Annotated in this window: 22 protein-coding genes and 1 pseudogene; 1 reads left to right on the top strand and 22 read right to left on the bottom strand. The window is 39.2% G+C overall.

What is annotated here, in order from left to right; genetic code table 11:
* Positions 1 to 227: 227 nt before the first annotated feature.
* From BQ2679_RS02615 to pbp2b, 12 genes are all read right to left on the bottom strand, one after another.
* Positions 228 to 1277, bottom strand: coding sequence for a DUF389 domain-containing protein (locus BQ2679_RS02615; RefSeq protein WP_000126416.1), 1050 nt, complete (start codon positions 1275 to 1277; stop codon positions 228 to 230).
* Positions 1274 to 1597 carry a potassium channel family protein gene (locus BQ2679_RS02610; RefSeq protein WP_000825751.1) on the bottom strand — a complete coding sequence of 108 codons (324 nt, stop codon included), beginning with the start codon at positions 1595 to 1597 and terminating at the stop codon, positions 1274 to 1276. The genes BQ2679_RS02615 and BQ2679_RS02610 overlap by 4 nt, the downstream gene beginning before the upstream one ends.
* A complete protein-coding gene (locus tag BQ2679_RS02605) occupies positions 1594 to 1953 on the bottom strand; it encodes a hypothetical protein (RefSeq protein WP_000397555.1) in 360 nt (119 codons plus the stop codon). The genes BQ2679_RS02610 and BQ2679_RS02605 overlap by 4 nt, the downstream gene beginning before the upstream one ends.
* Complete coding sequence (locus BQ2679_RS02600; protein WP_006151097.1) at positions 1878 to 2180, bottom strand: TMEM175 family protein; 303 nt, start codon at positions 2178 to 2180, stop codon at positions 1878 to 1880. Before BQ2679_RS02600 ends, BQ2679_RS02605 begins: the two co-directional genes overlap by 76 nt.
* 353 nt (positions 2181 to 2533) lie before the next feature.
* Positions 2534 to 2926 carry a 30S ribosomal protein S9 gene (gene rpsI, locus BQ2679_RS02595; protein WP_002893764.1) on the bottom strand — a complete coding sequence of 131 codons (393 nt, stop codon included), beginning with the start codon at positions 2924 to 2926 and terminating at the stop codon, positions 2534 to 2536.
* Between the two features lie 18 nt (positions 2927 to 2944).
* A complete protein-coding gene (gene rplM / locus BQ2679_RS02590) occupies positions 2945 to 3391 on the bottom strand; it encodes a 50S ribosomal protein L13 (protein ID WP_001044624.1) in 447 nt (148 codons plus the stop codon).
* A gap of 158 nt (positions 3392 to 3549) precedes the next feature.
* The gene (locus BQ2679_RS02585) at positions 3550 to 4257 is read right to left on the bottom strand and encodes a YwaF family protein (RefSeq protein ID WP_075565879.1); all 708 of its coding nucleotides are present in this window, start codon (positions 4255 to 4257) and stop codon (positions 3550 to 3552) included.
* 122 nt (positions 4258 to 4379) lie between these two features.
* Positions 4380 to 4991 (bottom strand): NUDIX hydrolase, encoded by a 612-nt coding sequence (locus BQ2679_RS02580; RefSeq protein ID WP_075565877.1) that lies wholly within the window; start codon positions 4989 to 4991, stop codon positions 4380 to 4382.
* Entirely contained in the window at positions 4978 to 6351 is a 1374-nt protein-coding gene (locus BQ2679_RS02575) for a UDP-N-acetylmuramoyl-tripeptide--D-alanyl-D-alanine ligase (RefSeq protein WP_075565874.1), read from the bottom strand. The genes BQ2679_RS02580 and BQ2679_RS02575 overlap by 14 nt, the downstream gene beginning before the upstream one ends.
* 53 nt (positions 6352 to 6404) lie before the next feature.
* Complete coding sequence (locus BQ2679_RS02570) at positions 6405 to 7448, bottom strand: D-alanine--D-alanine ligase (RefSeq protein WP_075565871.1); 1044 nt, start codon at positions 7446 to 7448, stop codon at positions 6405 to 6407.
* A 165-nt stretch (positions 7449 to 7613) separates the two neighbouring features.
* Entirely contained in the window at positions 7614 to 8210 is a 597-nt protein-coding gene (recR, locus tag BQ2679_RS02565; protein WP_075565869.1) for a recombination mediator RecR, read from the bottom strand.
* Positions 8211 to 8220: 10 nt separating this feature from the next.
* A complete protein-coding gene (gene pbp2b / locus BQ2679_RS02560; protein ID WP_075565863.1) occupies positions 8221 to 10263 on the bottom strand; it encodes a penicillin-binding protein PBP2B in 2043 nt (680 codons plus the stop codon).
* A gap of 191 nt (positions 10264 to 10454) precedes the next feature.
* Here pbp2b and BQ2679_RS02555 point away from each other — a divergent pair, with 191 nt between their 5' ends.
* A complete protein-coding gene (locus tag BQ2679_RS02555; protein WP_075565861.1) occupies positions 10455 to 11306 on the top strand; it encodes a MurR/RpiR family transcriptional regulator in 852 nt (283 codons plus the stop codon).
* Positions 11307 to 11370: 64 nt separating this feature from the next.
* Here the strand turns inward: BQ2679_RS02555 and BQ2679_RS02550 are convergent.
* From BQ2679_RS02550 to BQ2679_RS02505, 10 genes and pseudogenes are all read right to left on the bottom strand, one after another.
* A pseudogene (locus BQ2679_RS02550) lies at positions 11371 to 13488 on the bottom strand (alpha-L-fucosidase); the annotation flags it as partial.
* 209 nt (positions 13489 to 13697) lie between these two features.
* Positions 13698 to 14582 carry an ROK family protein gene (locus BQ2679_RS02545; protein WP_075565855.1) on the bottom strand — a complete coding sequence of 295 codons (885 nt, stop codon included), beginning with the start codon at positions 14580 to 14582 and terminating at the stop codon, positions 13698 to 13700.
* A gap of 15 nt (positions 14583 to 14597) precedes the next feature.
* Complete coding sequence (locus BQ2679_RS02540; RefSeq protein WP_006149428.1) at positions 14598 to 15515, bottom strand: dihydrodipicolinate synthase family protein; 918 nt, start codon at positions 15513 to 15515, stop codon at positions 14598 to 14600.
* Positions 15516 to 15679: 164 nt separating this feature from the next.
* Positions 15680 to 16330, bottom strand: coding sequence for a YesL family protein (locus BQ2679_RS02535; RefSeq protein WP_075565853.1), 651 nt, complete (start codon positions 16328 to 16330; stop codon positions 15680 to 15682).
* A gap of 20 nt (positions 16331 to 16350) precedes the next feature.
* The gene (locus BQ2679_RS02530; protein ID WP_075565851.1) at positions 16351 to 16803 is read right to left on the bottom strand and encodes a NanQ anomerase/TabA/YiaL family protein; all 453 of its coding nucleotides are present in this window, start codon (positions 16801 to 16803) and stop codon (positions 16351 to 16353) included.
* Positions 16804 to 16871: 68 nt separating this feature from the next.
* On the bottom strand, positions 16872 to 17711 hold the full coding sequence (locus BQ2679_RS02525) for a carbohydrate ABC transporter permease (protein WP_075565849.1): 840 nt from the start codon (positions 17709 to 17711) through the stop codon (positions 16872 to 16874).
* Between the two features lie 16 nt (positions 17712 to 17727).
* Positions 17728 to 18594: a carbohydrate ABC transporter permease gene (locus BQ2679_RS02520; RefSeq protein ID WP_075566090.1), complete on the bottom strand. Its 867-nt coding sequence runs from the start codon at positions 18592 to 18594 to the stop codon at positions 17728 to 17730.
* Positions 18595 to 18825: 231 nt separating this feature from the next.
* Entirely contained in the window at positions 18826 to 20160 is a 1335-nt protein-coding gene (locus BQ2679_RS02515) for an ABC transporter substrate-binding protein (protein ID WP_075565847.1), read from the bottom strand.
* Between the two features lie 125 nt (positions 20161 to 20285).
* Complete coding sequence (locus tag BQ2679_RS02510; RefSeq protein WP_075565841.1) at positions 20286 to 20984, bottom strand: N-acetylmannosamine-6-phosphate 2-epimerase; 699 nt, start codon at positions 20982 to 20984, stop codon at positions 20286 to 20288.
* 256 nt (positions 20985 to 21240) lie between these two features.
* Positions 21241 to 22224 (bottom strand): acetylxylan esterase, encoded by a 984-nt coding sequence (locus tag BQ2679_RS02505; RefSeq protein WP_075565839.1) that lies wholly within the window; start codon positions 22222 to 22224, stop codon positions 21241 to 21243.
* Positions 22225 to 22232 lie beyond the last annotated feature (8 nt).

Here is a 22232-nt window from a genome sequence, read left to right as displayed (position 1 = left end):
ACTAATTTTATCCGAATGGTGTGGATTTTACCCCCAAAATTACAGAGAATGGAGCTGATAAACACTAAACGTTCACACCATTAGTTAAATGATTTTTTGTTCATCATTTTTCTTAGATGATAGAACTTCTAATTTATTTCTTATTCAAGCAAAAACAACCTGCTATAAGTAAGAAAGAGGAAGATACAAGAAAAACACGGCGTAAAAACCGATTCAGTTCATTGTCCTCAATCCTTGTCTGCTTCATTTTCTTTTACGAGATCGTTTTGTGAATCTTTTTCAGAGAGTTTTTGATCAATATACTTGTCAATGTTTTCATAAAATTCCTTGGTCGCTTCACTATCTAATGTTGGCGAGTTCTGAACTTGATTCACTTTCAATTGAACAGATTGAATACCGTAAGAGGCTTGTTTTTGGTGGAGTGTTTCTAATTCTTCTTCTGAAATCGGATCTCCAACAACCGTCAAGACCAATTCATTGTTACTTGACTTGTAGACTTGATTAATAACCGTATAATTGGCGAACTCTTTGCCTACAAACTGTTTGATCCCTTCTTTGCGCGCTTGTTCTATTGTCAGAGTAACTGCCGAATAGCTAGCTGGAAGAATCAACAATACAATCAAAGATATCAAGCCAATTCTCATTTTAATGCTCAGCTCTTTAAATGAAGTTAAAGGAGATTTTCTCATCAAAATTCTTGTTCCAACAATGTTGGCTAGCATGATAAAGACACAGTTGATCAAGAAAAGATAGAGAGCCCCCAATAAAAATCGTACATTCCCATTAGCTAAACCATAGCCAGCAGTACAGATAGGCGGCATCAGAGCTGTAGCAATGGCTACTCCTGGCACGATATTGTTTGCTTCTTTTTTCCTTGAACCGATCACACCAGCAATCCCACCAGCAATAGCAATGAGGACATCCCAAATGGTTGGAGAGGTTCGTGCAATCAACTCGCTACTTGCATAAGACAAGGGAGAAATCCAGAAATACAGAGTCGAGACAAGCAAACTGACCAACACTTGAGTCAATAAAACCTCTAGAGATTGCTTGATTAAACGCGTATCAAAAATAGCTAAACCGAATCCCAGTCCAACAATCGGTGTCATGAGAGGTGAAATCAACATGGCTCCTATAATGACAGCTGTTGAATTCATATTTAGTCCGATAGAGGCAATAAAAATTGCACACATCAAAATCGCTGTATCTCTCAATCGAACATGAAGGTCATCGTATAATTTCTCACGGTATTCCCGTGTTGAATAATTGGCAGTCATTTGTCCTCTCCTCTTTCCTTATTTAAATTGGTATAATAATTAAAAATAACAGCTGATAAACAGCCAAAAAATATGAGCCCATAAATCGTCAAGAAGACACTGGTAATCCTTCCAATCAAGGTCACAGCTAGGAGATCCCCGTAGCCGACAGTCGTCGAAGTCACAAAAGCATACCAAAGACCGTCTCCGTAATTTGTGATAGCAGGTTCAACTAGGAAAAGCACGCCTCCTGACCCAAAAACAAAGGTCACAAAACTCAGAGCAAACCGAGTAAAACCCGTAACCTGCATAATATGCCATAACATTTTTAAACGTTTCATTTGTTCTCCTTATTCATACTAGCTCCTGACCGAGCCGTTTTTTTCCAATAATCAAAGTGAAGATAGGACATGATCTCCATCAGAGAAAGATAGACAAACTGATAGATCTGATTTAAGCTGATTATCAACTGATATTGTTTGAAAAATGACTGGAAGAAAGACCAGATATGACTGTCTTGAATCAGTCCCTTCTTAATATCAGACAGGATATTAGCTAAAGCTCCCAAGGACTGAAACGGTAAATCCTTGACATTTATATAGATCCGGTCCACCACATCATTCAGACTGGTATCTTGGATGGCATGAAATTCTCCAAAGAGAACTCCTGCCGCTCCAAGAGTAGAAACAAATTCCACCAAATAATTTCTGAGGAAATTTTCTCAACCTTTTCCCATAATGTGTTTAGTGCCATCCATAACGATCCCAACCAGAAAAAGGAAAGAAAACAAGCAAAGAAATTTTGCCGTAAATCCCAAAAAGCTTCAAGACTTGGTGTTGTTGGTTTTTCTAACTCTAAAACCAAGATGGTCATAATAATTGCTAGAACAGCATCTGTCAATACAATTAATCTGTCTTTCTTCATCGGATTGCATCCCCTTTCTTTTTTGTAACATTCTATCTTATCGCATAATATTGGATATTCTTTCATAATCCGACTACAAACAAAAATAAACCAAAAAGTATGTCCCTATTATACTATATTTAACTCTAGAAGTATTCATCCATCTAATTAATAAATATATCATATTTCACAATAAGTGAATACTATCAAAGATTCATCCCCTTTCACTTCATCATGTAGTGTTGCTTAGATTTATCAAAAACAACCAAATTTGTATTAATTTCAAGTATCACCTAGTTACAAAAATTTGGGGTGAACAGAAAAAGCATCCCGTATTTTTGATACGAAATGCTTTCAATAAGTTTAAATAAGTTTTAACGTTTACTAAATTGTGATGCTTTACGAGCTTTTTTCAAGCCTGGTTTCTTACGCTCAACTTTACGTGAGTCACGTGTAAGAAGTCCTGCGCGTTTCAATGAATCGCGGAAGTCTGGGTCTACTTGAAGAAGGGCACGAGCGATACCGTGACGGATAGCTCCTGCTTGACCAGCGTATCCACCACCTACAACGTTAACGAAAACGTCGTATGAACCTGCAGTTGAAGTAACTGCAAATGGTTGGTTGATGACAAGACGAAGGTCAGCGTGTGGGATGTACTCTTCAACATCTTTTTTGTTAACAGTGATTTTACCAGTTCCTGGAACAAGGCGAACGCGTGCAACAGCGTTTTTACGACGTCCAGTACCTGCATATTGTGCTTGTGACATACTTTATTGTTCCTTTCCTTAGATAAGTCCTGAAATATCAAGAACTTCTGGTTGTTGTGCAGCGTGAGTGTGCTCAGCTCCAACGAATACTTTCAATTTCATACCTTGAGCGCGTCCAAGAGTATTGTGTGGAAGCATACCTTTAACTGATTTCTCGATCAAACGAACTGCGTTTTTAGAACGAAGTTCACCAGCAGAGATTTGTTTCAATCCACCTGGGTGGTTTGAGTGAGTGTAGTAGATCTTATCAGTTGCTTTTTTACCAGTCAATTTAACTTTTTCAGCATTGATAACGATTACGAAGTCACCTGTATCAGTGTGTGGTGTAAATGTTGGTTTGTTTTTTCCGCGAAGTACGCTAGCAACAACTGCTGAAAGGCGTCCAAGAGGTACATCAGTTGCGTCAACAACGTACCATTTGCGTTCTACTTGGCCTGGTTTAGCCATGAATGTAGTTTTGTTCATGATTTCTCCTATATGAATATCGTTTTTGTTTACAGGGCGGATGTTCCGGTCCGCGGGGTATTTGAAAGGTTCCGGGGCCTTACAAATGGGGTAAACAATACCGCCTACTATTGTATCAAAATTCTCAGATAAAAGTCAAGCGGTTGGGAAAATATTTTTTATTTCTGCCAGATTTTCAATCTTCTTTCTGCCTTCTCCTGAGTGAGGACTTGAAAACCTTTAGAGAAGAGGAAAATAGCACAAGTCAAAAATAGAGTGACAATGATATAATTAACCACAAGACCATGGTCTCCCACCAATGGTGGTTTTGTCATAAAACCGTAATCTCCACCCGTCAATAAATTGACTATAAAAATCAAACCATTAAGTAAAGAGGTCAGTATAAGAATACCTTTGAAATCCAACAGACGAGCATCGTAGTTGTTTAAAAGATAAATCAAGGAATTTCCAAGAAGGGCTAGATGTCCGAAAATAAAGGACAAAATAACGATGTGTGGGAAAGAGTAAGCGTCTGGTATTGGATAAACAAAGGCTGCAATCGTCCCGAAGGTTCCAAGCAAAGCAAAATACTGTTTGGTTTTTGAAACACCTGGCAGTAGTAGAACTACAAACATGGCTAATCGACAATGATAAAAAGGCAAGCTTTCTGACAGTGGGAACTGATTGATCCAATACCAGCTGTAAAGCGAGATTAACTGTATTGCCTGTATAATCTGGAATAATCGTTGACAAACCTTATTATCACGATAGCGATAAGCAAGATAAATTGTCAAAAACAGTAAGGCAAATGTGCTTGCGTACCAAGTAAATCCAAATTGGGGTGGTTCCGTCGGATGGGTGGTAAATAAAGCATCCCAAACATTCATATAATTTTCCTCATTTTCATATAAGCCATTCTCTTACTTATCTCTATAGATCATAGCTTACATTTATTTCTAATATTTTTGTGTTCCAAAGAAGCTAGTGGCCTTAAGATAAAACAAAGCTTCTAATCAACATATTGTTTCCGCTCACCCTGATAAACTTGCCATAGAATATCCATTTGTTCCTTAGTTATTCTTTTTTCAGATAAGGGAGGGAGAGCCGAAATGTCGAAAAATCCTAATTCAGCAACTTCTTGATTTTCTTGAAAGTCCCCATCCAATAGTCGACAATCAAATACAAACTTGGCATACTGCTTACTCTGCATTTGAAAGCGATTGGTATCAAAAATAGCCAATAAAGAGCCTACTTCTGCAAAAAAGCCTGTTTCTTCCTGAACTTCTTTTCGAATATTTTCCTTAGGGGAATAGCCTACTTCACCAAAGCCTCCAGGTAATGCCCAAGTATCCTCTCCTTGTCCTCTAACCAAACAAATCTTCTGGTCTTGAATAATCCAAGCCCTTACATCCATCAAGGGAGTTGCATAGCTAGCTGTTGGTTTTAAGATCGCAGTCAATTCCTCTTGATTAAGATCCGTAGTCTCCTGCAATACGTTCGATAAAATCTGACGTAAATCCTCATAACGTTCACGGTCAAAAGTGTCCTTTGTATAGGTCAAACCAGTATCAGTGATGGCCAACATTCTCTGTATAGCCTTGACAAAATCAGTTGCGCTCATTTTCTAAACTTTCTACTAGCTTAGCTAGATTCATAGAGTTTGAACCTTTAAGCAGAATCTGGTCTTTAGCTCCAAGACTCTCCTTAACTTGCTTGACCATGGCTTCAAACTGGTCTTCATCAGCTGTTTTCTTAAAGTAATAAACATGACCAATTGGGAACATTTGACTGGCTAATTGAGCCAAGTCAGCGATATCTTCACCGTAGAAAATAACGGTATCAAGGACATCTGGGGAAAGGCTCAAAATCATTTGATTATGGAGTTGAACAGACTGGTCTCCAAGTTCTTTCATATCCGCCAGAACTGCGACTTTCTTGCCACCTTCATTAGCGGGAATAGCAGAGAAAGTTTCTAAAATCAATTTCATGGCTGTTGGATTAGCATTGTAAACATCTGATAAGATATCTGCACCGTTGGATGCTTTTTTCCACTCGGTACGATTGCGGGTCAATTCTAGATCCTGGAAGGCTTGACCAATCTGCTCCTCAGTCACTCCTTCTTGAAGAGCTACATAAGATGCAATCATGGCATTGGTCGCATTATACTTACCAGTCACTGGCAAATCAAGGGCTTGCTCCAAGAAATTAGCCTTGAAGGTTAAGCTATCCTTACGCTCAATCAATTCTGTAATTTCGAGTTCTGCACCCGGACCAAAACGAACTACTTTTTGGTCAGCAGGTAGATAATCCTCTACAATTGGATCAGATGGCGCCAAGAGCAAGCTACCTTTCTCCATACCATCAGCAATCTGTAATTTACCTTTGGCAATCTCAGAACGATCCTTGAAGAAGGCCAAATGAGCCTCTCCGACCAGAGTCACAATAGCTGTTTTCGGATGAGCCAGTTCAGACAAAAGATGAATATCTCCCAAGTGATCCTGTCCCATTTCCAAGACCAACTTTTCAGTATCATCCGGCATATGGAGAACTGTATAAGGCAGTCCAATCTCGTTATTGTAATTTCCTTGCGTTTTGTAGGTTTTGTAGCTTGTAGAAAGTAAATGAGCCAACATATCCTTGGTCGTTGTCTTCCCATTTGAACCTGTAACAGCAAAGACATCTACCCCTGTCTTTTGAAGGTAATAAGCTGCAAGAGCTTGAAAGGCTGTCAAAACATCCTCTACTAAAATATAAGGATGATCTGCTACTTCCTTCTCTGACAGGGTTACAGCAGCACCGTTTTCAAAAGCCGTCTCGATAAAGTCATGACCATCACGCGCTCCCTTGAGAGGAATAAACAAATCCCCCTCAGCAATCAATCGACTATCAAATTCTGCCTTAACTAGCGAACTATCCGGATAGACTGATACATCATTCTTAGCACCAACAAGACGCGCAACTTCGTGAATTGTAAGTTTCATATTTACTCCTTTAAAAAGGGGCAAGGAGTCCTTCCCCGCCCTTATGTCTGTCTTTACAATAGGTGCGCTTCACGCTTGTCAAAACTTTCCTTAGCAAGATCAACCAAACGTTCAATTAATTCTGGATAAGAAATTCCCATATTGTCCCAAAGCAAAGGATACATAGACCATTGAGTGAAGCCTGGCATCGTATTTAGCTCATTTAGGAAAATCTCACCTTTATCTGTATAGAAGAAGTCACAACGCGACAATCCAAGTCCACCGATAGCACGGAAGGCAGTTTCGGCATTCTTGCGCATAACCGATACCACATCATCGCTAATCTTAGCTGGGATATCCATGGTAATCTTGTTGTCGATATATTTGGCATCATAGTCATAGAAGGCTACGTCTTTGACAACTTCACCAGGTAGCGTGCTCTTAACATCATAGTTTCCTAAAAGTCCAACTTCGATTTCACACGCAGTTACACCTTGCTCCACCAAAACACGACTATCGTACTTGAAGGCAAGCTCTAAAGCTTGGCGAAGTTCCTCTTGATTTTCAGACTTAGAAATACCTACACTAGAACCCATATTGGATGGCTTAGTAAAGACTGGGTACCTTAATTTTTCTTCAACTTCTGCAATCTTAGAAGACAAGTCATCCCCTTCAACAATGGCTACATAAGGTACTTGAGCGATTCCAGCAGACTCTAAGACACGCTTGGTAGTGATTTTATCCATAGCCAGACTTGATGACAAGATGTTACACCCAACATAAGGCATTTTCAAGACTTCTAGAAAACCTTGGACAGAGCCGTCCTCTCCCATTGGTCCATGAAGGACTGGAAAGACTACTGCTCCTTCTTCGTAAATAGCACTTGGAGTAATTTTCTTGTCCCAATCAATGCTATCATTCGTCATGAGACGATCATCCTGACTTGGAGTTTGAGTAAATTCTTGTGTTTTAATAAAGTCACCAGACTGACTAATGAAGAAAGTTTTTACCATGAAGCGATCATAGTTAACCGCACGCATAACACTTTCCGCTGACAATACAGACACTTTGCGTTCTGCACTGCGTCCGCCGTATAATAGAATAATTGTTTGTTTCATAAGGATGTCCTATTTCTACTAGAATACTTGCTCTTTAGTATATCATATTTGTCTATTTTTTTAAACTTGTATATTCAAAAACAAAAGAGGCTGGAACAAAACTAGGTCCAGCATCACTCTTGTTTTTACTTTACTAAGCACTTGCTTCTTTTTTACCCTTAGAGTCTATAGTTCTGTCCGATTTTCAATAGCTCGAAGAAGAGTTACTTCATCTGCATATTCGATATCAGCTCCTACTGCTAGCCCTCGTGCTAGACGAGTAACTTTAATACCCGCTGGTTTAAGCAAACGAGATAGATACATAGAAGTCGCTTCGCCGTCAGCTGTCGCATTGGTTGCAACAATGACCTCTGAAACTTCACTATCCATCAGACGAGTCATGAGGCTCTTAAGATTGATATCGTCAGGGCTGATACCATTCATTGGCGAAATCAAGCCATGCAAAACATGGTAAAGGCCGTGGTATTCTTGGATATTTTCCATAGTTGCCACATCTCTGCTATCCTCTAAAACTAAGATAGTTGTCCGATCACGACTAGGGTCTGTACAGATAGAACAAGGATCCTCGTCTGTCAAACGTCCACAGATGGAACAATAAGTTAATTCTCGTTTAGCTGAAAGAAGATTTTTTGCAAATTCATTAACGTCATCATCAGGCATTCCAATCGTGTAAAAGGCCAATCGGGTCGCTGTCTTAATCCCGATACCGGGAAGCTTAGAATAACTGTCAATTAACTTAGCAATGGGTGTTGGATAGAGCATAGCTTCCTTTCTAATTCATTGGATGGTGTTTATTGTATAAATTGATAATATCACGAGCAATAGAAGGTCCGACACCATTTGTAAGATTGGTGTTATGTGGGAAGACCACTGCAACTGCAATCTGAGGATTATTAGACGGAGCATAGGCAACCGCATTGGTGTTGGTAGCTTTTTGACCATTTGCTACGTTACTTTCGGCGGTACCTGTTTTTCCACTGATAGAAACAGTTGCCCCATTTGAGAAGGAACGACCTGTTGTAAGAGGGCTAGTTCCGTGAGAAACCTGATAGAACCCTTGTTGTAAGAGGGCTATGTCTGACTCTGAAATATTAACTCGATTGATTTCTTTAGTCTCTGTTTCTTTGATTAATTCTCCAAGTCCACCTGTATCGTTATTATCATAGATTCCCTCAACAATGTGTGGAGCTAGGCGGACACCGTTATTAGCAATGGTAGCAACATACTGGGCCAACTGCAAAGGTGTATAGTTGTCAAACTGACCAAAAGCATTATTTAGGTAATTGGCCAAATCAAATTCTTTAGGAACAAATCCAATCGATTCATCAGGTAAATCAATTCCAGTAGAAACACCCAGACCATATTCTCCGAAAGTTGAACGTAGTTTCCCCATAGCTGAGTCTAGCTGATTAGTTACAACCGACATATTCGGCTTGTAGGTTTGCCCCATTATTCCAAGTGCCGTTTGTACCATATATGTATTTGACGAGTACTCTAACGCTTCAACGGCCGTAATGGGGAAGGAACCAGTCGAAACTGTATACCAAGAATTGATCGGTGCAGACCCCTGAAACACAATCGGTTGGTCTGTTAGGGTTTGGTTGCCTGATAAAACTCCGTTTTCCCAACCCGAACTAATGGTTGCTGCCTTAACGACAGATCCTGGAACAAATACATTGGTCACAGTTCCAAGAGAATCCGGAGTTAACTCACCAGTATCCACATTATGTTTCATCCCTGATAAGGCTAACACAGCACCCGTCTTCGGATTAAGTGCTACTGCGTAGACACCCTCTGAATATTTAGCTCCACCGTTCGCTAATTCTGATTTGAAATAACTTTTCAACAGCTCATCAACGCTATCTTGGAAGGCCAAATCAATGGTTAGTTTGATGTTTTTACCCTTACTACCTTCCTCAATATTCTCAACACTTTCCATGTCTCCATGTTTGTCAAGATGAATTTCTTTAACAGTGCGCTTCCCTTGTAGGATTTCTTCGTATTGTTTTTCTATATAGGAAGTTCCTACACGGTCATTGAGGGAATAACCTTTTTTAAGATACTCATCAACATCTTCAGCTGGAAGACCAGATTTTTCACTCGAAACACTACCAACAATTGACGAAAGTGATGTATCTAAAACCTTACGATCCCAAGAAGTTGAGATACTAATCCCTGGTAATTCCTTAGAGGCAGAAGCGATAACTGCTACCTGAGTATCGTCTAATGGATCTGTCTGGATATTGCCAGTTGCAAAATTCCCGACAGCATTAAGCTGATTAAAGATATAAATGGCTTTCTTTTCATCCTCTGAATAGGTCATTTTTTCGGAAGCAACACTCTCAGCAGCATTGTTATAAAGCTCAGATTCTGAAAGTAGATTACCATCTGAATCAAAACGTTTATCCTTTGGAAGACCTTCTACCGTCTTTTTATAGGTAGCTGGATCAGCTAGGTAGTAGTCAGCAATTTGACGGTCAGTTAGCTCAGGAGAAGTAACCGATACATAGTTTAATAGTTTATTGGAAATATCTTTCAAGTCTGTCGCTGTCATCTTATTGCTACGTGTGAAAGCAACTACTTGTTTGACAGTGTTTTCAACCAGTGGTTTTCCTGTTGCATCGTAGATCTCACCACGCACAGACCCTGTTGTAACACGAGTTTGGCTAGCTGAAACTAGTTTGTTTTCATAAAAATCTTTGTGTAAAACCTGCATATAGAGCAGGCGTCCAATAATCGCCAAAAACAATAGAATGACGATTGCAAACAATAAATTCAGCCGAATCGGAATCGAGTGGCTATTAAATTTTCTCATACAAATCAGTCTCGTTTCTAATCAAAATCTCACTCTACATTGTACCATAATTTGAGGAGAAAATTATGGAAAAAGGGAAGAGTTTTGCTTTTTAATCAAATATCAACGTATAAAAAAATAGATGTGATATAATAAAAATAATCATCCTAATTCTAGATTTTTTACACTTATACTATCAACTAAGGAGTCACATGAACAAGCAAGACATCTCTACGATTATCAATCTTCATTTTGAGGAAATGACGGAATTAGAGCAAGTGATCGCCCGTTATTTCTTACAAGTAGAAACAATTCATGACGACTTGTCTTCGCAAGAGGTCACCCAAAAACTACATATATCACAAGCTGCTCTCACACGTTTTGCAAAAAAATGTGGATTCAAAGGTTATCGTGAGTTTATCTTTAAATATCAACAACAAAAAGATACCCTACCTCTCTTACAACCAGATATGAATCCCTTGACACAAAGAGTTTTGAGAAGCTATACTAATCTCCGAGAAATGTCTCGAGAACTGATTGATGAAGAACAACTAGAACGCGTAGCTCAAATGATTGAACAAGCTGAGCGCGTCTACTTCTTTGGAACTGGAAGCTCTGGATTAGTCGCTCGAGAGATGAAATTTCGTTTCATGAGACTAGGTGTAGTCTGTGAGGCCTTAACAGATCCAGATGGTTTCGCCTGGACCACAAGCATTTTGGATAAGAACTGTCTCGTATTTGGTTTTTCTCTTTCAGGAACAACTACTTCCGTCATCGACAGTCTACTAGATGCTAAGGACATGGGAGCAAAAACTGTTCTATTTACCAGTATGCTTAGCAAGGAGACTCAGGATTTTACTGAGACTGTACTTGTAGCAAATCAAGGTCAATCTCCTTATATTCAACGGCTCTCTGCTCAGCTTCCTATGCTCTTTGTCATTGACTTGCTTTATGCTTATTTCTTAGAAATCGATCGTGAAAGCAAAGAAAAGATTTTTAATAGCTATTGGGAAAATAAAAAACTCAATGGTTATCGTAGAAATCGTAAAAATGGAAAATCCTAAATTGATTTAACAATTTAGGATTTTTTTTATCACTCAAATGTGGTTATAACAAATGTATTAAAACTCAATTCTCTTTTGAAAGCAAGTCTACTTTCATCACTCGAATAGTAGCTTCTGAAGCAAATCCAAGAAGGGCATTGCCAGAAACGCTAGTCATTTTCACTTTGAAGTCAAAGATTGAATCAGCCTGCTCTGTAAAGTCGATAGTTGGAATCGTGATTGTTTTCTCAGTTTCACCGTCTTGGAAAGTCAGGTCAGCAGTTGTGTCCTTGTACACTTTACCATGAACTCCTGTTCCTGGTTCAGTCACGACATGTACTGTTGCTGTTCCTTTGCTACCACCAACACGTTTAATGGTTACAGTAACCGGTTGACCTTTTTGAACTTCATAGGTCGTTTCTTTCATCTCAAACATACCTTTACCAGTATTGTTGAGCGTGTAGATACCTTCCGTTGCAATAGCTTTACCAGTTTTGTTAACGAGTTTGATGGTATGTTCACCTGGAGCCAAGTCTTCAGTTTCATAAACCATCTGGCTACGTTTACGAGCTGCATTATTGGTTTGTACGTCTGCAACCTTTTGACCATCCACGTAAACGGACATTTCACCGTGGTTTGGATCAACTGTAGACACTACATATGCTTTTGTTCCAGTGAAGCGGTAGGTTACGCTAGCATCTTTTTGGTTAGTCCACATAGATGTACCGCGGACGCCTTCAGATTCGTCATACCAAGTTGTATTCTCTTTATCAGCTCTTGTATTTGAATGGTAATCTAGTCCTAGAGGGTAACCATCTGTCTTCTCGATACTGCTTGGTGTCTTATAAACAGAGAAGTTTGTCAAAATTGGAGTCGCTTGTGCACCAGTAATGGTTACACGAATCTTTTGTGCCTCTACTGGTTGACCTTGGATAAGACGACGATAACCAACAGTTGACCCTTCACCATATGGAACCCAACGACCATTGAGTTCAACTTCAACCTTGAAGCCAGAGATACGTTGCCCCTTAGCGATATCTTCTTTGAGTTCGACTACGTCAAAACGTCTCTTTTGTCCAAGATCGACAGTAAATTCACCTGTCTTAGCATCATTTGCTAGTGCCCAGCTCGTATCATCCTTATCATCTGTCAAATGACTTGCTTGATACAAGTGATTCTTACGAGTAGAGCTTGCAGTTACAGTTGCACCCTTAGCGAAGTCAGTTGCATACATTTGATCCAAGGTTGCTCGGAATTCTTGCAAGCGAGCCACATCTGCTTCTGCGAATTTACCTTCTTTATTAGGTGGAATATTGAGGAGAAGTGGCGTTCCACGACCAACAGACTTGAAGTAGATATCCATCAAATCTTTGATTGATTTTGGTTCTTGATTGTCATGGTAGAACCAACCTGATCGGATAGAAACGTCTGCTTCACCAACTGAGTACATATCCCCTTCTGGATCTCCATGGTTGAGATATTCATTCTTCACATCATCAGTGATTTTAGCTTTCTTGACCTTATGCCAAACTGGATCTCCGGCGATACCACGTTCATTACCGATCCAACGGACACTTGTCGGTTGAGCAGAGAAGATAGCGATATCTCCTTCAGCTTCTTTGATGTACTTGAACCACTCATCAAAGGTATAAGTTACTTTTTGAGCTCCACTACCACGCGCACCGTCCATCCATACTTCGATGAATTTACCATTGTTTCCGTATTTAGGATTGCCAAGGATTTCCTTGAGTTGGTTGAGATAGTATTCGTTGTACTCTTTCTCAGTTACAACGTGGTATTTTGGATGGTTGGCATCCCATGGTGATAGGTAAACACCCATATTCATGTCATACTTAGTCGCTGATTTAGAAATTTCTTCGAGAAGGTCTCCCTTACCATCTTTCCATGGACTTGCAGCCACCGTATGGTCTGTATATTGAGAAGGATAGATTACAAATCCATCATGGTGTTTTACAACCATAATGGTTCGTTTGAATCCAGCATCCTTCAAAGTCTTAATCCACTGATCTGTATCAAGGTTAGTAGGATTGAAGTTTTGAGGATTTTCTTGACCATCCCCCCACTCAGAATCAGTATAGGTGTTCATACCATAGTGGATGAAGGCAGCCAATTCCTCCTTGTGATAATCCAATTGAGCCTTGCTCGGAAGTGGTTCAAAGGCCATAATTTCTGTTTCTTGATTCTCAGGGGAGCTTACTTTACTGTTATATTTTTCTTGTTGATTATAGGTCAATGATTGCTCTCCTTTAGTCCATATCTATTGGTATTACTGATATATATTTGAATTAACTTAAATATACTATATCGAAGTCAAAAATGCAAGATACCTTGCCATCAGTAAGCAAGTTAGTATTTGCCTTTATTTAAAAATCCTAAATTGGCCTTGCCAATTTAGGATTGTTTTGTTTTAAAATGATAATATGCACCTAGCATCCCAGCAGTATTCTGATGATGTGCAAACTCAAGTCGAGTCTTGTCTGCCAAACTTGGAACAAGTGAATCTTTCAAAGCCTTACGAATTTTAGGTTTCAGAATAGCTTCCTGTCCCATGATACCACCACCAAGGATGACAACTTCTGGATTGGCAACATAACAAATATTAGCGAGACCCTTACCAAGGTATTCTACCATGCGGTCAATTCCCTCCATACAGAGTTTATTGCCTTCGGTAGCTTCTTTGAAAATTCTGCGACCGTTCCACTGTTCCACTTCATCTCCATGCGCATCTGCTACATACTTAACAAGAGCAGTCGTAGACGCTAAATCCTGGAAAGCTCCATCCTGCATATGCAGATAACCAACCTCACAGGCAGAATTACTAAAGCCATGGAAAACTTGTCCATCTATGATCAAGCAACCACCGATACCAGTCCCAACCGTCAAGCAAAGGGTAATATTTGCACCCTTTCCTGAACCAGAGACAGCTTCAGCAAGCCCTGCACAGTTAACATCATTTTCAATTTCACAAGGAATGTTAAAGCTTTCTTCAATTTCCTTTTTAAATTGGGTTCCGGCATAATTTGGAATCTGTGGACCAGCGTAGAAAATCTCACCCTTATCAGGATCGACCATTCCCGCCGAGGAAATGGCTACACCTGATACTGGCCCTTTTTCTAGATAGCTAGCTACGATATCTTTTGTTTTCTGTAAGATGTGTGGACCACCTTTGTGAGCCTCAGTCGCTACTTCGTTAGTCTCTACAAGTTGTCCCTCTTGGTCAATTAAACCATATTTGATATTAGTTCCACCAATATCAATTGCAACGTAATTAGTCATAAAGCCTCCTATTGATTAGAGGAAACGCTCCTTAGTTTCACGAATCAATTGAGCAGCTGCTTCTACAACTGGACGATCTTCTTCGGTCACTGGTGTAAGTGGAGAACGAACTGATCCGATGTTAAGTCCTTCATTGATTTTCAAGACTTCTTTAATCACACAGTACATATTCCCATGGGCTGCAGTCAATTTACCGATGATAGCGTTGATAGCGTATTGCAATTCACGCGCTGTTTCTAGGTCTTTATCCGCAATCAATTGGTTGAGTTTCAAGAAGAGTTCTGGCATAGCACCATAAGTACCACCGATACCAGCTTTTGCTCCCATGAGACGTCCGCCTAGGAATTGTTCGTCTGGACCGTTAAAGACGATATGGTCATCGCCACCAAGGCTAACGAATGTTTGGATATCTTGAACTGGCATTGAAGAATTTTTAACACCAATGACACGTGGGTTTTTCAACATTTCTGTGTAAAGACTTGGAGTCAAAGCAACACCTGCCAATTGAGGAATGTTGTAGATAACATAGTCTGTGTTTGGTGCAGCAGCACTGATATCGTTCCAGTATTTAGCAACTGAGTACTCAGGCAAACGGAAGTAAATTGGTGGGATTGTTGCGATAGCATCTACTCCCAAACTTTCTGCATGACGAGCCAGTTCAATACTATCTTTGGTATTGTTACAAGCTACGTGAGCAATGATCGTCAATTTACCTTTGGCAACTGCCATAACTTCTTCTAAGATCAATTTACGGTCTTCTACACTTTGGTAGATACACTCACCTGAAGAACCATTAACGTAAAGTCCTTGAACACCTTTATCAATAAAGTATTGAACCAAAGCACGTGTACGTTCTGGGCTAACTTCTCCCGCATCATCATAACATGCATAGAAGGCTGGAATGACACCTTCATATTTTTTCAAATCTGACATAGATTTCTCCTAAGATTTCTTATTTTCTGCACTGGGCAGATTAATTTTCACTGTATTAGTATACACTTTGTAAAAATGGCTTTCAATATCTCCCGGTCACTTAGATTTTAATTTCTTCTTAGTGTTTGAAAATTTTTTCAATTGAAAGTAGTTTCATACCTATTTCATTCAGCTTGATACTTTGCGAACAATTTTTCCATTAATCCAGCCTGCCAAAAAGCGAGAAGACCAAAAGCAAATAGTAAAAATGCTGAACCCCCAAGTAGAAGAGTAAATGCTGATAGATATAGAACCATAGCAATTAAGAAGAGGATTGCAAGCATGAGGAAGAACCAAGGAAAGTTAAAGCTTACTAGAAGCAAACCTTTCTGAAGAACCTCTTTCCATGCTAATTCATAACGAGCTGCGATAGGATAACTTGCTAACATCACTAAGGTCAGGAAGATTAAAATCCCTAGACAGATCACTTTCAGCAACTGAAATACAAGACCTTCTTGTCCCCAAAACAGATATAGATCAAGAACACTAATCAGAACAATTCCAAACTCCAATAGACCCAATTGCAGACCTAATTTCAAATTTTGTTTAAAGGCTCTAATATAGCTTTTAAATACTGGAACTCGTCTACTTTTCTTAATTTCAAAAATTGTTTGGTAAAGACTAATCTTGGCTATCCCAATAGTCACAATTGGCAAACAAGACACAACAAAGAGTAGATTAACTGTCACAATATCTAAGACTTTCTCACTAAAACGCATGAGAAAATTATCAGTATCAAATGCTGCTTTAATTAGGCCTGACCCTTTTTGTGCCATTGCTTGCTCCTCCTAACTTACTAATCAATTAAAATTTTAAACAAATACTTGCGAACCTTATCTTCCATGCCTGCATAACCGTTCGGTTGATGAGGCTCCCCTGGGAAGAAGACTGCAAAATTGTGATAACCCAACAATAATGGGTATTGTTCGTGACAGTGAACAAAGCCAATGTCACTTGCTTCATCAAATGCTACTGCCTCGTCCTTAACACGAGAACCGTAACTTGAGTATTCATGCCCTTCAACCAACAAATGCAAGTCTGCATAGTTTTTATGGTATTCAAAGCGATCATTTTTTTCTTGATTGAGAACATTTTCTTGAACTACTAGAAAGACCTTGTCTCCGTCAATATCGTACTTTCCAAATTCGAAAGCATCTTTGCGGTGTTCATAAAGATAATCAATAGCCTTATCTAAATTCGGATGAAGTCCTTTGTAAAAGGTTATATTTTTTAAATCATCAAAAATCATATTCTACTCTCTTCTCTATGATACTATTTCTAATTGTAGAATGTATCAAAATAATCAAATACTCTCGATTAACCCTTAACCGCTCCCATAGTAATACCTTGAGTAAATGATTTTTGGAATACTAAGAAGACTGTTACGATTGGCACAGCTGCAAGGGCAGCACCTGCCATGATTAATCCATAGTTGGTTGCCATTTCAGCCTGCATGGTTGCAACCCCTAGTGAGATCGTCAAGTTGTTACGAGAAGTCAACATTACCAACTGCATAAAGTAGTCATTCCATGTATTGATGAAGGTGAAGATTGCAAGAGCTGCAAATCCAGGTTTCACGATTGGGAAGGCTACGCTCCAGAATGTACGAATCTCACCGCAACCATCGATTTTAGCAGATTCAAGCAATTCTGTTGGAATATTTTCACTAAACTGTTTCATAAGGAAGACCCCGAACGGCCATCCGATAAGCGGCAAAATAACTGCCCAAAGAGTATCGTGAATTCCCATGAAGTTAACGATACGTACCAATGGCACAAGGACAACTTGTTTTGGAAGAGCCATGGCAGCAATAAAGGTAGCAAAGAGGATACGTTGACCATAGAAACGTTTCTTAGCCAATACATAACCAGCTAGGGATGAAGTGGCACAAACCAAGAACATTGTTACCAATGAAATGAATACTGAGTTCCACATCCATTGGATTGCTGGGTTTTGTACCATCAATTGTTGGAAGTTCTCCATTGTTGGAGCTTTAGGGAACCATTGTGGTGGAATCATAATGGTATCCGGTTGTGATTTGAATGCACCTGTCAAGATCCAGTAGAATGGAAAGATAAACAGTACAGTCAATAAGAGCAAGAAGATGGTTGAAATAACAGTGAAGGCTGTTAAAGGTTTCTTTTGTGTAGATTGCATAGCTGTCTCCTTTCTATTAGTATTCTACGTCGTTTCCAAGTACTTTAAATTGAACAAAGCTGACGATAGCGATCATAACTGCCAAGAATACACCAATAGTATTGGCATAGCCATACTCAGTCAATTGGAAAGCTTTTTCATACAGGTAGTACATAAGTGTACTTGTTGAGTAGTTTGGACCACCAGAAGTCAAAAGCTGAATCAAAGCGAAACACTGGAATGAGTTGATGGTTGTGATGATTGCGATATATAGAGTTGTTGGAAGAAGGCTTGGCCATTTGATCTTCCAGAAAACTTGTAATTCAGTTGCTCCATCGACACGCGCTGCTTCAACAAGAGAGTTATCAATGTTTCCCATTGCTGCGATGTAAAGAATGATTGGTTGACCAACTGATGTTGTCAAAAGAATAATCATAATCGCCATCAAAGCCCAGTTTTTATCTCCTAACCAAGAAATGTTTTGGCTAATGATATGGCTTGACTTAAGCACGAAGTTCAAAATACCTGATAGAGGATCATAAATCCATTTCCATACAACCGTTACGGCAACACTACCTGTTACAACAGGGAGGAAGAAGACGAAACGATAGAAAGATCTAGCAACAGCATTTTGTTGGTAAGTTTGCGATGCTACAAAGAGCGAGAAGAGTACAACTACAGGTACAGAACCAATAACCAAGATAACGGTATTGATTAAAGACTTTACAAAGACTGGGTCTTTAAACATACGGATATAGTTGTCCAATCCTATAAATTCAAAGCTTGTCATCGAATAGTTAAAGAAACTAGTGATGAACCCCATAATCATTGGAGCTAAAACGAAGACAGTAAAGAAGATTAGCACTGGTGCTAAGAAAGCATAGGAAATCACTGTTTCCCGCATACGAATTTTATTGACTTTCACTGTCGGTACCTCACTTTCAATTATTTTATTATTTTGTTTGTCACCTGACATTGATGTAAAATCAAAATGAAATTTTTTCCACGATAAGCCTATGTAAGAACTTCATTTTAATTTTGATTTGTCAGTTGCTTACATTTTCAAACAAAAGTCCCCCTTTTCGTGTACGAATGTTCACAGGGAAAAGGGGGGACTGTAAGGTTTATTTAGGACTTATTTTTTTGCTGCTTTTTTAATAGTTTCGTTTGCTTTTTCAGTGAATGTCTTCAAAGCTGCAGCAGGTTCTTCGTCACCATTAGACACGGATTGCAACATTGGGAACCATAGAGTTCTCATTTCAGCGAATCCATCGATTGTGTTGTAGTATGGAGAGTAGTATTTAGTCCAACCACTGATTGTTTCCATACGTTTGTCATCGTAAAGTTTACCAAATGAAGTACGAACTGGGAATGCTCCTGTACGAACTACGTCTTTAGGACCCCACTCTTTATCATCAGCGATGAATTGGATGAATTTCTTAGCTGCAGCAACTTTCTTTTCATCCTTGTTGTTGAATACTGCAAATCCGTTTACAAGGTATTCAAGAGCTGGTTTACCAGAATCAGATGGGAATGGAACTTCTACCACTTCAACTTTACTTGCTTCCAATAATTTAGCTTGGATACCGTTTTGAGCTGGTGCCCAAAGGATTGTGTATGATGTTTGACCATTTGCAAAGTTTTGGATGTCTGCACCACCGTCAAATTGTGAACCGTTGTTCAACAAACCATCTTTAATCCAGCTAGTTGCTTTTTCAAGACCTTTAACGAATTTAGGATCGTCAGTTGTGTATTTAGTTACTTCTTTATCTGTTACAGAACCACCGTAAAGGTTAGAGATGAAGGCACGTGTTCCTTGGTCTCCCCCTTGACCAGAACTGAACAATGAACCTGGAGTGTATCCTTTGTCTTTAAGAGCTTTCAAAACTTTTTCAAAGTCATCTGTAGTCCAACCTTCTTTAACAAGGTCAGCTACACCAGCATCTTCCAACATCTTCTTGTTCATAGCCATGTAGAATGGTGCAGAACTAATTGGATACATGTAAGCTTTATCACCAGCTTTACTTGCTTGGATGATATTATCATTGTTTACATCTTTAACAAATTCGTCTGTGAAGAGGTCATTCAACTCAGCCAATTTACCATTTTTACCGTAATTGATGATACGTCCTGGTGCGTCAAAGAGTACGTCTGGAGCAGTTCCAGCTTCGATTGCTGTAGTGATTTTTTCAGGTCCAGATTTGAAGTCGATTGTTTCTAGCTTAACTTTAATATCTGGATTTGCTTTTTCAAAAGCTTCGATGATAGATTTTTCATAAGTTCCAACACCGTCACCTGTTTTTTCTTGTGTGAAGACAGGGAATGCCCACCAAGTAATTTCTGTAGTTGCAGCAGCAGAGTCGCCACCTGATTTAGCCGCATCTTTGTTAGCGTCTGTTTTACCACAAGCAGCAAGAGAAAGAACCGCAGCACCCGCAAGTACTGTACAAGCTAATTTTCTGAATTTCATTTGTATTCTCCTAAATTTATTTATAATGACGATATCCAATTTGGATAATGGGAAATAGCGTTATTGTATACGTTTTCATTTTTGTCTACTCATCAACCACTCTCCTCAGCTTTTTAAAGATTGTGTTACTTAAGACCCGAAACAAAACGTTCCGTGATTTCTTTTGGTCTAGTAATGGCACCGCCAACAACGATTCCTCGCACTCCATAACCTAGGATTTGCTTGGCTTGTTCTGGCGTATGAATTTTTCCTTCTGCGATGACGTCCACCCCTGCATCACAGAGTTTTTTAATCAATTCAAAATCTGGGCCATCTACTTTTGGACTGTAAGATGTGTAGCCTGATAAGGTCGTACCAACAAAATCAATTCCTGCTTCTACTGCTGTCAATCCCTCATCGAAGGTACTGATATCAGCCATCAAGAGTTGATCTGGGTACTTTTCTTTGACTTGTCGGATAAAGTCTTGAATTTCCAAACCATCATAACGTTCTCGTTTGGTACAATCAAGAGCAATAACTTCGATGTCAAGTTCTGCTAATTCATCAACTTCTTTCATAGTAGCAGTGATGAATGGTTCTTGCGGAGGATAATCACGTTTGATAATCCCAATAATTGGAAGTTTGGTTACTTCCTTAATTTCTTTAATATCTCGAACACTATTAGCTCGGATACCTACTGCTCCACCTTGCTCAGCCGCTTTGACCAGCAAGGGAATTACCCCTCCCGCTTCTGTATAAAGCGGTTCGTGAGGAAGTGCCTGACAAGAAACGATGATTCCATTTTTAATCTGCTCAATCAAAGCTTCTTTAGTAATCTTTGGCATCCACTTTCCTCCTTTTCTCTTTTCTTATGTTCTCATTATATACCATTTTAAAAACGCTTTCAATATTTTGTTCTACAATAGATTGAAGTTTCAAAATAATGTTGTGTAACAATTTGTTCTGAAAGTAGTTTCAGTTGCTACTGTTTTTTTATTTATAAAAAGCAGATTTATCAACTAGCACATCTATATTTAAACTCAATTCTGTTGTACTATAGATTCCACTTCAATCGAAGCTATAGGGATATTCAAAACTATTCTATTGCCCTACATAGGTAAAAAGTATCTCACTACCACACAACCAATTATAAACTTGATCATTGACATGAACATTCATAGCTTCATGCGCATATTCAGGCATAAGGCGATAACTCTTCTCACAAGTTAGACGATTGTATATAGCAAATTGAGTGATTGGGTAGCAGACGTCATCATCTAGCCCCGTAATCATGCGAACCTCACCCTTAATACGATGGGCAAAGTTTTTCACATCGATATAACCCAAGGTTGCCATAATCTTCTCTTCCGTTTCATGGAAAGGATCATGAAATTTGAAATATCTAAAGATCTCATCATAAGCTTCACTAGTATTTCCAATCTCTAACACTCGTCTAAAGTCAGACAAGAATGGATAGATGGAAACTGTACGCTTGATTTTAGGGTTTAGAGCTGCTGCAACTATAGCTAAAGCCCCACCTTGAGATGCTCCATAGCTAGATAGTTGTTCTTCATCAACTTGAGGAAGACTTGCAATAATTTCAACCAACTGATAAATATCTAGATAAACATCCTTGAAGAACAACTGGTCCTTTCCTGCTACAGCTCCTCGAATAATTTGTCCTTTAACGGTATTCCCTAGAGGAGAACACATACCATCTTGAGAGTAACCAGACTGCCCTCTGACATCCATAGATGCAACACCATAACCAGCGACTGTAAAAGCCAGCATATCTGTCCAATCCCAACCACGACCCATATAACCATGGAAATGGAAAATAACAGGAACCTTCTTATCTAACTTAGGTAAAACGACTCGTGCATAGACGATTCCATTACCAGTCCCTTTAAAAGTTAGTTCATAACACTTAACATTTGGAATATGAAAATCACGTTCCTCTAATTGATAGTCTTGCAAAGCCGACAACTTTTTAATTTCACCATCCCAAAAAGCGTCAAAATCAAGTGGCACTTCATCTCGCCCTCTATACGTTTTCATTTCTTCTATAAATGCTGGATTTTTCATAAAATTCT

Origin of the sequence: Streptococcus timonensis (assembly GCF_900095845.1) — a bacterium.
GTDB classification, from domain to species: domain Bacteria; phylum Bacillota; class Bacilli; order Lactobacillales; family Streptococcaceae; genus Streptococcus; species Streptococcus timonensis.
Note: the sequence above shows the minus strand (reverse complement) of the source record. Positions and strands in the feature narration are given on the sequence as shown.